Source organism: Calditerrivibrio sp., from assembly GCF_049968475.1.
Lineage (GTDB): Bacteria > Chrysiogenota > Deferribacteres > Deferribacterales > Calditerrivibrionaceae > Calditerrivibrio > Calditerrivibrio nitroreducens_A.
The window spans coordinates 21,380-36,612 of sequence record NZ_JBMFQS010000004.1; the positions used below are offsets into that span (position 1 = coordinate 21,380).

The 15,233-nt window shown below is 33.3% G+C and carries 12 protein-coding genes; 2 read left to right on the plus strand and 10 right to left on the minus strand.

Features of this window, described 5'->3' with window-relative positions:
- Positions 1-19: 19 nt before the first annotated feature.
- From ACP5Q2_RS04845 to ACP5Q2_RS04890, 10 genes are all read right to left on the minus strand, one after another.
- On the minus strand, positions 20-1,438 hold the full coding sequence (locus ACP5Q2_RS04845; RefSeq protein ID WP_428097785.1) for a M99 family carboxypeptidase catalytic domain-containing protein: 1,419 nt from the start codon (positions 1,436-1,438) through the stop codon (positions 20-22).
- On the minus strand, positions 1,435-2,850 hold the full coding sequence (locus ACP5Q2_RS04850) for a L,D-transpeptidase family protein (RefSeq protein ID WP_428097788.1): 1,416 nt from the start codon (positions 2,848-2,850) through the stop codon (positions 1,435-1,437). Before ACP5Q2_RS04850 ends, ACP5Q2_RS04845 begins: the two co-directional genes overlap by 4 nt.
- Positions 2,843-4,129 carry a GGDEF domain-containing response regulator gene (locus tag ACP5Q2_RS04855; RefSeq protein ID WP_428097792.1) on the minus strand — a complete coding sequence of 429 codons (1,287 nt, stop codon included), beginning with the start codon at positions 4,127-4,129 and terminating at the stop codon, positions 2,843-2,845. The genes ACP5Q2_RS04850 and ACP5Q2_RS04855 overlap by 8 nt, the downstream gene beginning before the upstream one ends.
- The gene (locus tag ACP5Q2_RS04860) at positions 4,129-5,454 is read right to left on the minus strand and encodes a methyltransferase RsmF C-terminal domain-like protein (RefSeq protein ID WP_428097795.1); all 1,326 of its coding nucleotides are present in this window, start codon (positions 5,452-5,454) and stop codon (positions 4,129-4,131) included. Before ACP5Q2_RS04860 ends, ACP5Q2_RS04855 begins: the two co-directional genes overlap by 1 nt.
- On the minus strand, positions 5,455-6,096 hold the full coding sequence (gene rpe / locus ACP5Q2_RS04865) for a ribulose-phosphate 3-epimerase (RefSeq protein ID WP_428097797.1): 642 nt from the start codon (positions 6,094-6,096) through the stop codon (positions 5,455-5,457).
- A gap of 3 nt (positions 6,097-6,099) precedes the next feature.
- Entirely contained in the window at positions 6,100-7,359 is a 1,260-nt protein-coding gene (gene hisD / locus ACP5Q2_RS04870; RefSeq protein ID WP_428097799.1) for a histidinol dehydrogenase, read from the minus strand.
- Positions 7,356-8,393: a sensor domain-containing diguanylate cyclase gene (locus ACP5Q2_RS04875; protein ID WP_424605296.1), complete on the minus strand. Its 1,038-nt coding sequence runs from the start codon at positions 8,391-8,393 to the stop codon at positions 7,356-7,358. Before ACP5Q2_RS04875 ends, hisD begins: the two co-directional genes overlap by 4 nt.
- Positions 8,393-10,768 (minus strand): DNA polymerase, encoded by a 2,376-nt coding sequence (locus tag ACP5Q2_RS04880; protein ID WP_428097802.1) that lies wholly within the window; start codon positions 10,766-10,768, stop codon positions 8,393-8,395. Before ACP5Q2_RS04880 ends, ACP5Q2_RS04875 begins: the two co-directional genes overlap by 1 nt.
- A complete protein-coding gene (locus tag ACP5Q2_RS04885) occupies positions 10,768-11,409 on the minus strand; it encodes an enoyl-CoA hydratase/isomerase family protein (protein WP_428097804.1) in 642 nt (213 codons plus the stop codon). Before ACP5Q2_RS04885 ends, ACP5Q2_RS04880 begins: the two co-directional genes overlap by 1 nt.
- A 162-nt stretch (positions 11,410-11,571) precedes the next feature.
- Positions 11,572-12,411 (minus strand): GRP family sugar transporter, encoded by an 840-nt coding sequence (locus ACP5Q2_RS04890; RefSeq protein WP_428097807.1) that lies wholly within the window; start codon positions 12,409-12,411, stop codon positions 11,572-11,574.
- 285 nt (positions 12,412-12,696) lie between these two features.
- Here ACP5Q2_RS04890 and ACP5Q2_RS04895 point away from each other — a divergent pair, with 285 nt between their 5' ends.
- Positions 12,697-14,022, plus strand: a complete 1,326-nt coding sequence (locus ACP5Q2_RS04895; protein ID WP_428097809.1) for a citrate (Si)-synthase — start codon at positions 12,697-12,699, stop codon at positions 14,020-14,022.
- 143 nt (positions 14,023-14,165) lie between these two features.
- A complete protein-coding gene (zapE, locus tag ACP5Q2_RS04900) occupies positions 14,166-15,203 on the plus strand; it encodes a cell division protein ZapE (protein ID WP_428097812.1) in 1,038 nt (345 codons plus the stop codon).
- The last annotated feature ends 30 nt before the right edge of the window (positions 15,204-15,233 follow it).

The window sequence follows — 15,233 nt, forward strand, 5'->3', positions numbered from 1 at the left end:
TATATTAAGTTATCTTTTATTACTTGTCAATTGACAATAAAATTCTACCTTTTATATTATCCAGAGTACCAGCAATTATCTCGTATGTATTGCCATTTTCAAGAGCATACTTTTTCATAAAATATTTGTTATTTGCAATTATGTTAATATTCCTGTCATCACCATCGTTTGATTTTATATTAGTTGGTACAAAACCTCTTAAGTTTATCGGTATATTAGAATCTCCATTAAAGTTTAACAAAACAATATTATCGTTGATTTTTACATTCAGTTTTTGATTGTTATATACCTTCATTATGGTTCCATTTACGGAGATTTCAAAATATCCATTTTCTTTTAGATCCTCAGGTTCATCTACAACATGTAGCTTGATAGAGCCTATTATCTTGTGGTCTTTTCTACATTTTATTTCTGTATCTTTTTGTACCACATAATCTAAACCTTTATCATTTAATCCATTAAACCCCAATATATCGCAGGACAATCCTCTTTTATAATTTGAATTTATTGCCTCGATTTTTAATTTTACACCTTTTTTTACATTAAAGATATATCCATTTTTTATCTCTATTGGTTTATCATCAATAAGAACTTTAATTGATTTTAATTCTGGAATGGGTAACTTAATCGGGGGAAGTTCAGGTTTTATATCAAAAATTTTAAAGAATTCATTGATTAGATATGTTTTATGTAAAATTTTTGTTTTATCGTCCGGGAGATTTTTTGACGTTTCAAGTCCAAAAGAGGGGATGCAGTAATTTTTTAGGGCATAATAGGTGGCTGTTTTTCTCATATCCTTGTATCTTGTTGTGGGGTTATCTGTGTCAGTATTTAGGTATTCGAAATGAAAGTTTTTCTCTTTTATCTTTTTATTTGTCTCTTTAATTACCTCTTTTGCAATTTTACCAAGATCTATCTCTTTGTTGTTACAGATATACTTCTCCGCATCAACAATTATAGACTGACCCCAACGGTAAGGGTTTCTCAGTTTATCAACATAGACTGGGGAATAAAAACCTGAACCGTCGTGAAGGTGTAGAAAAAAATCGACCTCTGACATCAGTTTTTGAATGATATCCACCACCTGATCCATTTCATGTTTCGTTTTATTATCAATAAATCTTCTGTTCATATCACCATCGATGCCACGATTGAATAAAATTATCGATTTAAAATTTGCTCTGGGGATGATAATAAGATCCCCTTTTTCCAGCCAGGCATCCACGTAGAGATCTGCAGAAAGATACCCACCAGGTTCGTCCCCTTGTATACCACCTACTATCAATCCTTTTTTACCGGGTTCTTTTCCATAAATTTTGAAGATATGAAGCTCGTAATCAGTACCCTCAAGATATACCTCATGCTTTAAAGATGGTCTATCTACAGCAAATAGTGTTATGGGGATGATAAGAGCAAATATCAGTACCCTTATTATCATTTAAGAGGTCTCCAGGATTCTCCTATAATCTTGGGTTTACCGTTTTCTATTCTTATGGTGAGTGTCTTAACCCCTTTATTGTTCATAGTTTCTGTTTTATATCGCTGAACAAAAGTAACGTTAAAATCGCCATTTTTAAGTTTTTCAATCTTGATATTTGATATTACCACAGATATATTTTTAATCCTTTCAAACTTACCACCCTTATCACTTTTCCATCCTTCATAGTCTAAACCACCAGATTTGAAATTTAGGCTGTAAAAATCTATGTACCTATTGATATCTTTTGATTCCCAACTTAATCGCCACTCTTCTACAAAGTCATTGATAGTTTTTTCGATATTTGTATTATTATCTTTTGGAGCTGTGGTTTGAGTTTGTACCTGTTTTGTAGCTTCATTATCGGTTTTGACAATAGGTGTTGTAGGTTTTTCATAATTTGCCGTGTTATCAATTGGCTTGACTGTTTTTATTACTTCAGATTTGGCCATATGCTTATATCTGTCCGGAATAGCTTTTGGAATATACTCTTCTGCAATTATCTTGAAATCATTTGCCTCCTTAATTAAGTAAAGCCTTTTGGTACCGTATGTGGTGATGTTTGGTGCAGAATAGTACTGGTCGAAATCGAATACTACTTCAGAATCATTCTCTTTGAAGATCTTTATATTTTCAAAAACTATAGTTTTTTGGGGGTATTTTTCCATCAGCATCTTTTTTCTCTGAATATATTCGGAGTAGCTTTTGTGATTGCTATCTTTAAATCTTACATGTATTAATTTGCTAAGCTTATTAATATCGTTATTTTTCCAGCTTTCATAAAATTCGTTGAGAAAATTAAGCCAGAAAATTTTTTCTGTATTATAGTTTAATTCATCTGTAAAGTGTAATTTTTCAGCAATTACTACTGGTGTATTGATGAAGTTGATAGATTTGAGATAATCAATATTCTCATTTTTGAGTACTACGCAACCTTTTGAAGCCTGCTTTTTTTCATGAGGATCCCTTCCGTGAATCCATATACCGTGACCAGTTTTACCGTATAGCTTATCCACAAAGTTTGGGTAATTCAGTGGGAATGCACCTGACCCATAAATTTTATCAAGCTTGGACGGTGGAATAAAACCTACAACATAATAGACACCGGTGGGGGTTTTTTTATCGCCCTCCCTCAATTTATCACCGTTACCTTCCCCCACAATGACGTCATCAAATTCATTAATTAATATTGGCACATCATCTCTAATTTCGACTAAAAATGATTTTTTCATACCTTTATCAACTAAAAATACCTTCTCTTTATCCACACCTTTTGACATAACATCTGCAAAGATCTTTTTGTACGCATAAACTGAATTGTAGCAAACTACTAATAATGTTAGTGATAAAAATATTCTGATTATTTTAATCATATTCGATCCTATTTCTTCCATTATTTTTGGCTTTATATAATCTCTCATCGGCTAATGAGATGATTTTTTCATAATTATTCTCTTCTCTGGAAGAAGCTAATCCTATACTTGCAGTTATAGGTTCAGTTCTAAAATTAACTGGAATTTCTCTGATGGAATTTAAAATTTTATTTGCCACAACTATGGCATTATCTTTCTTGGTATCCGGAAGTAAAATTATAAATTCTTCACCACCATACCTTGCAACAATATCGGTATTTCTCACCGCATTTTTCAGGCTAAATGCAACATCCGTTAAAACAAGATCTCCAGTACCATGTCCAAAATTATCATTGATCTTTTTAAAATGATCGATATCCAGCATTATGATGCTGTATTCTGAGTTTATCCTGCTGTGTCTTTTATGTTCCTTCTCGATGGTTTCCCAGAAGAATCGACGATTATATAGTTTTGTTAGATCATCGGTGATGGATGATATGGTAAGTAACTTGTTTTTGGCATCAAGCATATCAATGAGATATTTAGTTTTTAGCTGGTTTCTTATTCTTAAGTAAAAATCACCCGTATCAAAAGGTTTTAAGATGAAGTCGGTTGCCCCTATCATAAAGAGTTCATATTTGTGGGATAGATCATTTGATACTGTGAGCATAATGATTGGTACCTGTTCATAAAGTTTTGTTTCTTTTAAATATAAAATGGACTTAAGACAGTTTTGGCCATCCAGCAAATAATCAAATATTGCTAAGTCTACAATTGGTTTATTGTTTTCGAGATATTCGATTAAAGATTCATTATTACTAAAGTCGATAACCTTAAGCCCTGCAAACTCAAGAGTGCTCTTTATGTATTTTCTCTGGAAGTCACTGTCTTCCAGCAGTATTACCAGATTGTTTGAATATGAGATATTTGAGATGATAGAATGGATATTTTTTATATAGCTTTTGAGCCTATGTGGTACTTCATCTTTTTTTATAAAGGCTATTGCTCCTGATTTAAAAGCTTTTTCTCTGCTGTCTTCATCGTTGGAGCTTGTTATGACTAATAGTTGCAAGTAATTGAAAGCTGGATTGGATTTTACCTCTCTGCAAAAATCTAACCCTGACCCGTCCGGAAGCTCTATATCCACCGTTGCAAGATGAAATTTTTTGTTACCACTTAAAATATTTTTTGCTTCATTGATAGAAGAGACAAATGTAACGTTATACTCCAATTCTCTAAACTCGTTTTCAAGTACTTTCTGGAAAAATTTACTATCTTCCACCACCAACACTTCAGGCATTATATTCCTCTTCCGTATAGAAAATATCTATCAAGTTTATTTTTTAGCACACCACCAAGATTTTTCACAATTCCTACCGGTATATTCTCATAAAAAAGTGCATTTTTGTCTCTATCGACTTCCATGTTTATATCAAATCCAGATAAAAATTCAATAGCAATTTCTCTTTCAATGTATATTTTTTTATCTTCGTTAAAAAACTTTCCAAATTCCCATAAAAACTGTGAGGATAATTCGAGTTCATTTTTTACAATTTTGCCAGCTTTTATCCCTGTTTTGTTAAACTTAATTTTCTCAATTACTCTATTTTCTTTTTGAAAAAATACTAAACCATCAATAGATTTAAAAGCACCTTCAAATGTATGACCAGGAAAAAATCGGTTTATTTTAGTTTCTTCTATATTTTTTTCGTGTTTATCATCGATAATAAGTTCTCCTTTCTTTTTTAATCCTGCAATAAAGAAACCATCATACTCACTTTTATGGGGTAGCACTCTTATAACCTTATCATCAATTGAAATATTGCCGGAAATCCCTTTTGTGAATCTATTTTCATTAATATCAATTAGTTCTACATCGGAATTTTCTTTTAGTATTTCTTCAACGTTCTTTTCATTCTCTTCTATGGAGAAAGTGCAGGTGGAATAGATGAGAAAACCACCTGGTTTTAAAAGTTGTAATGATGATAAAATGATCTCTTTTTGTAGCTTTTTCATTTTGTTTAGAAGATCTATAGACCAGTTTTTATTTACCTCATCGTTGTATCCAATCTTGTTTTCATTGCTACAGGGGGCATCCAGTAATATTCCGTCGAAAATTTGTGGTAATTTTTTATGCAGAATTCTACCATCATAAGAAATTGTATTTATGTTCCACGCTCCATACTTTTCTATATTGAAGTTTAGTGATTTTAACCTGGAGGAGGATGGCTCATTGGCTATAATAGTCATATTTCGATTGGAAAATTCACTTAACGCAGTTGTTTTTCCCCCTGGTGCCGCCGCTACATCAATTACAATCCCTTTATTACCAAGTAATTTCGACAATATCATTGGTGGTATCACTGAAGATGGGTTTTGTATATATATTCCTCCGGTCAGAAAAGAGATAGTATTTGTAATAATTTCATTTGGTTCATCGTAGGAGAAAATGTTGGGTATATCCGTGGCGGAGATCTTATATGAGTTGAGTTCTTTTAAATAGTCCACATCTCTTGCTTTATTCAGCCTAAAATATCTTTTACGTTTTTTTAAAAGAGATGCAAAGAAATCATCAGATTCATTACCAAAAAGATCTCGGTATTTTCTAATAAATTCCTTATTCATCTATATCTTAAGCTTTCTTATGGCGGATTTATAATCGTTTGATTTAAAAATGTAATTCCCGGCCACCACAACGTCACAACCTGCATCTTTTAGTAGCCTTATATTTTTATCAGAGACTCCACCATCCACTTCTATTAATGTTTGTAAGTTTGCACTAACGATCATCTCTTTTAATTTTTTAATTTTATTTATAGACGATTCTATAAAATTTTGACCACCAAAACCTGGATTTACACTCATAATAAGTACTAAATCCAGATAAGGCAAAATCTCATCCAACATTATCACAGGGGTTGATGGATTTATTGAAACACCGGCTTTTTTCCCTGTATCTTTGATCTGATGTATTACCCTGTGAAGATGAACAGTTGATTCGTAGTGCACGGTTATTATGTCTGAACCTGCAGTTGCAAATTGGTTTATATATTTCTCAGGATTAACTATCATCAGGTGAACGTCAAATGGTTTAGCCGTTTTAGATCTTATTGCCTCTATCACGAGGGGCCCAATCGTTATATTGGGAACGAATAATCCATCCATAACGTCTATATGAATCCAGTCAGCGCCTGATCTATCTATATCTATAATCTCCTGGCCAAGTTTTGAAAAATCTGCGCTTAAAATTGATGGGGCTACAATCATCGTCTATCCCCTTACCTTTACTGAAAGTGCATGGGCATCGAGATCTTCTGATTTTGCAAGTCTATAAACATTCTCCTTTTGCTTTAAAAAACTATCCCTTGTGTATGATATTATACTCGATCTCTTAAAGAAGTCATATGTTCCAAGAGGGGATGAGAATCTAGCCGTTCCACCAGTGGGGAGGGTGTGGTTTGGCCCTGCAAAATAATCACCCATTGCTTCAGGTGTATAATGCCCCAGAAAGATTGCTCCTGCATGCTTTATTTTTGGAAGAAGTTCAAAAGGGTTTTTTACTGCTAATTCCAAATGTTCGGGGGCAATGCTATTGGATAATTCCACCGCTTCATTTATATTTTTAACAACAATTATCCCACCATATTGTTTTAGAGATTGCTCTGCAATATCTCTTTTGGGAAGAGATTTTAGGTGAATATTTAAATACTTTTCTATCTCTTCTGCAAGGTCTAGACTGTCTGTGATGGTAATTGAAGATGCCAGTTCGTCATGCTCCGCCTGTGATAGCATATCTGCCGCCACATATTCGGGGTTTGCGGAATCATCTGCGATAATAAGTATTTCACTGGGGCCTGCTATCATATCTATGTCTACTCTACCGAATACCAATTTTTTGGCTAATGCAACGTATATATTCCCAGGTCCTACGATCTTATCAACATTAGGAATCGTTTCTGTGCCATAAGAAAGAGCGGCTATAGCCTGTGCACCCCCGATTTTGAAAATTTTATCCACACCAGCTATATAACAGGCCGCAAGCACTATTTCGCTTATTTTTCCATCTTTTGCGGGTGTTACTACAATTACCTCTTTCACTCCTGCCACTTTCGCAGGTATTACATTCATAAGTACGGTGGAAGGATAGCTTGCCTTTCCGCCAGGTACATAAACACCAACTCTATCAAGTGGAGTTATCTTCTGTCCTAAAATAGTACCTTCCTTTTCGATAAACCATGATTTTTCAAGCTGATTTTTGTGGTATTCTTCTATATTCTTCTTAGCCAGTTGAAGATCCAGTTTTAATTGTTCATCAATATTATCATATGCAGAAATCATCTCTTTTTTGGTGACTTCGAGATTTTCATCAGGGTTATTATCAAATTTTTTTGAATATATTTTTAGAGCAGAGTTACCATTTTTCTTTACGTCGTCAATAATTGAAAGCACAGTGCTGAGGTATTGTTCCTCGTAATCATCGCTTCTTTTTAGTATTCTTGGTAATATCTCATTGGTATCTTTGTAAATCATCTTTTTATATGTTTCTCCTTTTTCATTTTATAGAGTTCTGTATCTGCCAATTTAAATATCATTTCTGGATTTTCAAGAGTTTTATCTATAGACTCTATTGTGATATAGCCAAAAGAGATGGATGCTTTTTTTCTTATTCCAGTTTTTTTGTATATTTCACTCAGTATTGTTGACGTCTTTGAGGTGATATATTCTATCTTATCTTTTTTAGATTCAGGGGTTATTATGTAAAATTCATCACCTCCAAATCTTCCAACAATATCGCTTTTTCTAAAGCTCTTAACTAAAGTTTGGCCAAATTTTGCCAATACTTCGTCACCTAAAAGGTGTCCTTTCGTATCGTTTATCTTTTTAAAATCATCAATGTCAAGGATGATAAAGGTAAAAGGATGTCCATATCTGTAGCATCTATTTATAAATGAATTTAAAAATAAATACATAGCCTTTTTATTGTAACATCCAGAAGATTCTTCCACCATCGATTGATTTATCAACATCTGGTTTGTGTTAATGTTTTTCAGAGCGATACCAATTTTGAAACATAGATCTTTTATAAAGTCTGAATTGTATTCGTTTGTGTATCTGTTTGGATTTTTGCTATAAAGATTAAGACTACCAATTATCTTATCATTGAGAATAATTGGCGATATAAGGTAAGAACCTATATCCTCCATAATATTAAATTCTGATATCAAGTTTACAGTGCCAGAGCTGAGGTATGGTCTTTTTTCTATGAAAAAGTATTTAAAAGTTTTGTTATTTGCTTTGAAAATATGACGATATTCTTCTTCTGAATAGATGATTAGCTCTTCAAAATTTATAAAGAGAGCTGCTTTATCAATCTCAAAAATCTCCTCTAAATAGCTCATCGGTTTTTCATCTATCTCTTTTAAAGTTTCAGAAAGTAAAAAGGAGTATTCAACTACTTTGAGACCTTTTGATTTCACTTCGTTTTCTGCTATAACCTCTAATATCCCTTCTAACTCTTTTTTTAGTAGCTGATTTTCCCTTAGGATATCATTCACTTTTTTCATTATTTCAAATCTCCAAGATTTTTTGAAATACTTAAATTTACCTTCAATGGTATTTTTAAAGGATATATATTTTCCATTATTACTTTAATATCTTTGGAAGTTTTGTCAATATATTTGTCATTAATTTCGAATACCAGCTCATCATGTATCTGGAGAATCAGTTTGCCATCGATTTGCTCTTTTTTTAGATATTCATCACTTTTTATCATTGCCAATTTAATAATGTCGGCGGCGGAACCCTGTATGGGTGAGTTAATGGCAATTCGTTCAGCCCTTTGTTTTATGGTATTATTGGCGCTTTTAATATCGGGTATGAATCTTGGTCTATTTAAAATAGTGGTGACATAGCCATCATTTTCTGCTTTTTTTACGATATCTTCCATATATTTTTTTACATTTGGATAGGTCTCAAAATATTTTTTTATAAATATCTTTGCCTCATTTTGTGGAATCCCCACATCCCTGGATAATCCGTAAGGACTTAATCCATATATTATCCCAAAATTTACCGCCTTTGCTATTCGCCTTATATCTTTTGTGATTTCTGATTCTGGCAATCCAAATACCTTCATCGCCGTCATTGTGTGGATGTCAAAATCATTTTTGAAAGCAGATTTGAGGTTTTCATCATCTGATATATGGGCAAGTATACGAAGCTCTATCTGGGAATAATCTATTGACAAAAAGGAATAACCATTTTTTGAAACAAAGGCAGAGCGTATCTCAGAGCCTAATTCACCTTTTTGGGGGATATTTTGTAAGTTTGGATTTACGGATGACAATCTTCCTGTGGCAGTCCCGGTTTGCTTAAACTGGGTGTGTATCCTTCCTGTGGAGCTGTCTATATAATCTGATAGCTTAGAAGTATAGGTGGATATCAGTTTACTGAATTCTCTGTATCTTAGAATAGATTTTAAAAGATTTTCATACGATGGGTTTAGAAAAATCATATTTCTCAAAGAGTCTTCGTCTGTGGAATAACCTGTTTTATTCTTTTTAAATGGGACCATCTTAAGTTTTTCAAATAATACAAAAGATAACTGTTTGGGTGAATTTAAATTGATCTCTTCCCCCAACATCTCATCAATGGTTTTTTTTTCATTGTTTAAAAGTTCTTTTATCTTTTCGTCTGTTTCTTTTAGTTTTTTGGCATTAAGCAGGATTCCAGTTTGTTCCATTTCCGCCAGGATATGTATTATTTTGTGCTCTATGTTGTTATATAATTCCCACAAATGATATTTATCCATTCTGTCAAGGATGAAGTCTTTTTTTTGTAATATCTTCTCAAAAAAAGATTCTAAAGTATCTTTATCGGTGAATTTAATTGTTCCAGTATCTGGATCTGTCAACCAGCTGATAATCTCAATGTCTACCAGTTGTTCTGTATCAATTTTGTGATTTTTGATTATATTTTTCAAATCAAAAACGTATCTCGGTTTAAGGTCGGTTATCTTTTCTATCTCTTGATAATTTTTGTTGTTTACTACATACAATTTATTATTTATATAAGCCACAAAGAGGGGAGCTTTCACAGTTCCAGCGGATAGTGTAAACTTTTTTTGTTTCCCGAATAATCTTTTGTATATCGATTTTAGTTCAAGCTCTTCCAATAATTCTTCCAGATTTCCATCGGAGTTTACTATAGCTTCTTTATAGTTGTCTAAAAATTTTAGCATGACCAATTTTTTGCTTAGATAAGCAATCTCTCTGTCTTTTTCAAGTTTTTCTCTGTAGGATGGCTTAATTTTGTCCAGATTTGAGTAGATATTGTCAAGACTACCAAATTCATTTAGAAGTAACACGGCTATTTTTTCCCCAATACCTTTTACGCCAGGTATATTGTCTGAGCTATCCCCTGTAAGTGCCAGGAAATCCACTATCTGCTCTGGATATATGCCAAATTTTTCATGTATCTTTTTTCTATCAACAGTTTCTTCTGTTTGATAGTCAAAAATTTTTACCCTTTCATCCACAATCTGCGCCAAATCCTTATCCTTCGTGACTATCATTACCTGATCATCTGTCATTTTCGACAGTGTATAAATAAGATCATCAGCTTCAAATCCTTCTTTTGCATAAAGCTCAAAATCAAGGAGGGGTATTATTTTTTTTAGATATTCCACCTGCACAATGAGATCTTCTGGGGCTTTCAATCGATTGGCTTTGTATTCAGTAAATAATTCATGACGAAAAGTATCTCCTTTGGAGTCGAAAACAACGATCATTTTATCTGGGTTTAATTTATCTTTTATCGAAAGAAGAGTATTCAGAAATGAGTGTATCATAGAAGTAGGGACTTTTTTTGAGTTGTAAAGAGGTGGGGTTTTGTAAAAAATTTTATACGCCAGGGAATGTCCATCAATTATTACGTTCATCAGCAAATCCTATATTTGAGGTGTTTTAGTTCTTTTAAAAAAAGTTTATTTTTGGAAATAATCCTGTTTGAGAGAGATTCTGTGTGTTTTGAAAGTTCATCATAGCTATCGAATATTCCATTTAAAAATCTTGCGTTGTACATATAATTTGCATCGAATAGCTCACCGGATAGAAATAGATCAGAAATGGCATTTTGTTTCATCAACCTTGGAAGTCTCTGGGTACCACCAAACCCTGTAATTATTCCAAGTTGAGCACCGGGATGGGCAAACTTACTTCTTTTGGTGGCAAATCTAAAATCACATGATGCTGCAAAGTCAACCCCACCACCCATACAAAACCCGTCTATCTCAGCTATGATGATCTGAGGTAGTTCATTCATAAGTTTGAAAAGTTTATTACCCAAAATAGAAAATCCTTTAGCCATATATCCATCATATTCGTACATCTGTTTTATATTTGCGCCCACCGCAAAAGAACCACCTTGTCCGTAGACAAGTATACATTTTGCCTGAGTGCTTTTGATCGATTTAAAGGTGGATATAAGTTTTTTTATGTTTTCAGGGCTCAATATGTTGAATTTTTCTTCTGGCTTAAGTATTATTCTTGCTAATTCACCATGAATGTTAAAATCTATCAATATACACCCCTTGATCTTTTTGTTGGATATATTATATTAAATGTTTCCAAAAATCAAATAAAATAAAAGGTGCCGGCATCCAGCCGGCAGGTGACGGTCCTTCTGAAAAGCGTGGTTGTTCCACTACTTTCTAAAATTACACTTAGCATTTTTTGTGCCAAATTACATCCCTTTTTTTATGAAAATAATTCCCAGTATAATTGTCAGTGCTCCCAGTATCCTCTTTTTTTCAAAAGGTTCTTTTAAAAATAATATACCTATTATTACCCCAAAAAGTGCGTTTATCTGCCTTATGGAAGTGGCGTAGGATACACTGACCCTTTCCAAACCAAACCTATAGGTTACTACTGATAGAAAAAGAACAATGCTTGCTGGTAATAGTAGATTGATATTATTTAATGCAAATTCTAAGTGACCTTTTGAATTCTGTTTTGAATAGATAAATAGAAATAATGTCATAAAGAATGTCACGGAGTAAATATAGAGAAAAATATTCCCTTTTCCCACTCCAGATTTTTCTATGATAGCACCAAAAGAGTAGGACATGGATGCCAGAATCGCAAGGTAAACACCCTTTGTAAATTTTATTTTACCGATATTGTTCATGTTGAGAATAAGTATACCTAAAATTACTGTTATTATACCGATGAAGCCTAAAATAGAAATTTTTTCCTTTAAAAATATCATTGCCAGAATAGAAACAAAAATTGGTGACGAGGTGGTTATGGGGTATACTTTGGAAACATCTTCTGTTTTATAACTCTTGCTTAAAAAAAGATGGTACATAGAGAAAAATATGCCTGCCATAAAACCATAAATGATGGGCTTTGTTTCGAAATATAGGTAGTTGTTAAATAATGTTGGGTAGAATAAAGTCATAAGTATTAGATTAATCATGTGCATTTGATAGTTGAATATATGCTTATCAGATGATTTTTTGAGAAAAAAGTTCCACATGGCGTGCATAAGAGCACTGATTATTATCAACGTTATTCCATACATGCCCATAAGGGTAATAAATTTTTTTTGAATAGGCAAGAATGATTTTTCTTATATATCTCTTATGTTAGGTGATTTAAAAGTACAATTTTTAGAGAATTGTTTATATTAAAATGTTTTTTTAATTCTGTTTATTAAAATAAATAATTCAAATTATCAATGAAAACAATAGTGTTCATAGAATGAATTTGTATATTGTATACAATAAAATTGTTGACAATCTCAGTTTTTAATGTTAGAAAATAAACAATGGTTTATAATTTACCAATAAAAAACAGGAGGTCAGTTATGTCTCAATTAAAACAAACTCTGGCTAAAAAAATAGCCGAGCACAGTGTCAGAACTCAAAGATTGTTGAAAGAATTTGGTAACGTTGTAATCGACAAGGTTACTATCAGTCAGGCTATTGGTGGTATGAGAGATATCAAGGCTCTGGTTACCGATATTTCATATCTTGATCCTTTTGAAGGCATTAGATTCCGTGGTAAAACTATCCCTGAAACCTTTGAAGCCCTTCCAAAAGCTCCTGGTTCTAAATATCCTACAGTTGAAGCTTTCTGGTATTTCCTTCTTACAGGAGATATTCCTACTCAAGAGCAGGTGGATGAGGTATTAAAAGAGTGGAAAGTTCGTCAGGTGGTTCCATCTTATGTGTGGGATGCAATCAGAGCTCTTCCGAGGGATAGCCACCCTATGGTAATGCTTTCTACTGGTATTCTTTCTATGCAGAAAGATTCTAAGTTTGCAAAATTCTATAGCTCCGGTAACTTCAATAAAAAAGTTGCCTGGGAATATGTATATGAAGATGCTTATGATCTTGTGGCTCGTATTCCAATAATAGCAGCTTTCATTTATAATCTTAAATATAGAGGTGACTTCCAGGTTGCCCCAGATCCTTCACTTGATATGGGTGCAAACTTTGCTCATATGATCGGTCAGTGCAAAGAGTATGCAGATGTTGCAAGGATGTATTTTATTCTTCACTCTGACCATGAATCTGGAAACGTTTCAGCCCACACTACTCACCTTGTTCATTCTGCCCTTTCTGACCCATACTATGCTTATTCTGCAGGTCTCAACGGTCTTGCAGGTCCTCTTCACGGTCTTGCTAACCAGGAGGTTCTCGATTGGATTATCAAGTTTGAAGAGAAGTACTTAAAAGGTGCAGAACCTACAAAGGAGCTTATTGAAAAAGCTCTTTGGGATACGCTTAATTCTGGTCAGGTTATCCCAGGGTATGGTCATGCTGTTCTTCGTAAGACTGACCCAAGATATACAGCTCAAAGGAATTTCTGTCTTGAAACTCCTGGGCTTAAAGATGACCCACTATTTAAAGTTGTATCTATGATTTATGAAGTTGCACCAGATGTATTGATGAAACATGGTAAAGCTAAAAACCCATGGCCAAACGTTGACGCACAATCAGGTGTTATCCAGTGGTATTATGGTGTTAGAGAGTGGGATTTCTACACTGTACTTTTTGGTGTTGGTAGGTCTCTCGGATGTATGGCTAACATTACCTGGGATAGGGGTCTTGGTTATCCAATCGAAAGACCAAAATCTGTCACTACAGATATGCTTGAGAAGTGGGCAGCTAATCCACCACAACTATAATCGACATATTTTGAATCTATACAGGGGGGCAAACGCTCCCCTTTTTTTGTGATTATTTGTATAAAATATTTTTTAATAATACTTGATTTTATTGCATAAATTATGTAGAAATCTGCTTCTTAAAAAAATAATAAAGGTAGGGTATGTTATATAGTATAAAAGAGATCTCATTTGAAGTATCGATAGAAAAATGTTTTGAAAATTTGAGGCCGCACCCAAAATTTTCCGATTGCACTTTTGAAAACTATCTTCCTGATGACAATTACCCATCTCAGTATTACATTAAAGAGACGTTGATGGACAAAATAAATAGATTAAACGAGTATAAAAATAAACCTAATGTATTAAAAAAAGGTTTTTTTGGTTTTTTTAGCAAAAAAGTAGATGAAGGGTTGCCAATTAAAAATATCTACATAGATGGTGGTTATGGTGTAGGTAAGACACACCTGCTATCAGCCTGTTATAATACTGCTGATGTCAAAAAAGCCTTCATGAGCTTTGGTGATCTGAACTATTTTTTTGTTTATTGGGGTGTGGAAAAATGTATCGATGAATTCTCAAAGTTGGATCTTCTGTTGATTGATGAATTTGAACTGGATGATCCAGCCACCACAAGAATGATTGCAAAATTTTTTTCAAATATAAACAAAAACACCCTGATAATAACTACTTCTAATACATTGCCTTCGGATCTTGGTAAATTCCGGTTTCAGGCGGATGAGTTTGCAAGGGAGCTCGGTGTAATTGCAAATACTTTTAAGACTGTCATAGTGGAAGGGGAGGATTATAGAAAGAAAAAGCATCAGGTAAAAAGAAAGGTAACTGATGAACACTTTTATGAATTTTTTAAAAAGGATAATTCAGAAAGTAAGTTACTCATTACAATTGATGATCTTATATCTACGTTAATAGACAATCATCCGTTTAAATATTTTGTAATTCCGGAAAAAGTAGAATCTATATTCATTGAAGGTCTGGAACCATTTCCCCATCTCAATAATGCGCTGCGTTTTGCCCATTTTATCGATAGTTGTTACTACTATAATACGAATATCTTCATCAGGACAGATTATAAACCACAAGATCTTTTTTCCAACGAGATGCTTGAGTCATGTTTTCAAAAAAAATTGCTGAGGTGTCTATCAAGATTGGGTGAACTGTCTGTATTTTTTGATAAATAAGTGTTAAATTTCTATTGCATAAAAAGAATT

Excerpts from the sequence above, each read along its gene's own strand:
- ACP5Q2_RS04845 (WP_428097785.1), bottom strand. The coding sequence starts at position 1,438 with ATGATAATAAGGGTACTGATATTTGCTCTTATCATCCCCATAACACTA.
- ACP5Q2_RS04850 (WP_428097788.1), bottom strand. The coding sequence starts at position 2,850 with ATGATTAAAATAATCAGAATATTTTTATCACTAACATTATTAGTAGTT.
- ACP5Q2_RS04855 (WP_428097792.1), bottom strand. The coding sequence starts at position 4,129 with ATGCCTGAAGTGTTGGTGGTGGAAGATAGTAAATTTTTCCAGAAAGTA.
- ACP5Q2_RS04860 (WP_428097795.1), bottom strand. The coding sequence starts at position 5,454 with ATGAATAAGGAATTTATTAGAAAATACCGAGATCTTTTTGGTAATGAA.
- rpe (WP_428097797.1), bottom strand. The coding sequence starts at position 6,096 with ATGATTGTAGCCCCATCAATTTTAAGCGCAGATTTTTCAAAACTTGGC.
- hisD (WP_428097799.1), bottom strand. The coding sequence starts at position 7,359 with ATGATTTACAAAGATACCAATGAGATATTACCAAGAATACTAAAAAGA.
- ACP5Q2_RS04875 (WP_424605296.1), bottom strand. The coding sequence starts at position 8,393 with ATGAAAAAAGTGAATGATATCCTAAGGGAAAATCAGCTACTAAAAAAA.
- ACP5Q2_RS04880 (WP_428097802.1), bottom strand. The coding sequence starts at position 10,768 with ATGAACGTAATAATTGATGGACATTCCCTGGCGTATAAAATTTTTTAC.
- ACP5Q2_RS04890 (WP_428097807.1), bottom strand. The coding sequence starts at position 12,411 with ATGTATGGAATAACGTTGATAATAATCAGTGCTCTTATGCACGCCATG.
- ACP5Q2_RS04895 (WP_428097809.1), top strand. The coding sequence starts at position 12,697 with ATGTCTCAATTAAAACAAACTCTGGCTAAAAAAATAGCCGAGCACAGT.
- zapE (WP_428097812.1), top strand. The coding sequence starts at position 14,166 with ATGTTATATAGTATAAAAGAGATCTCATTTGAAGTATCGATAGAAAAA.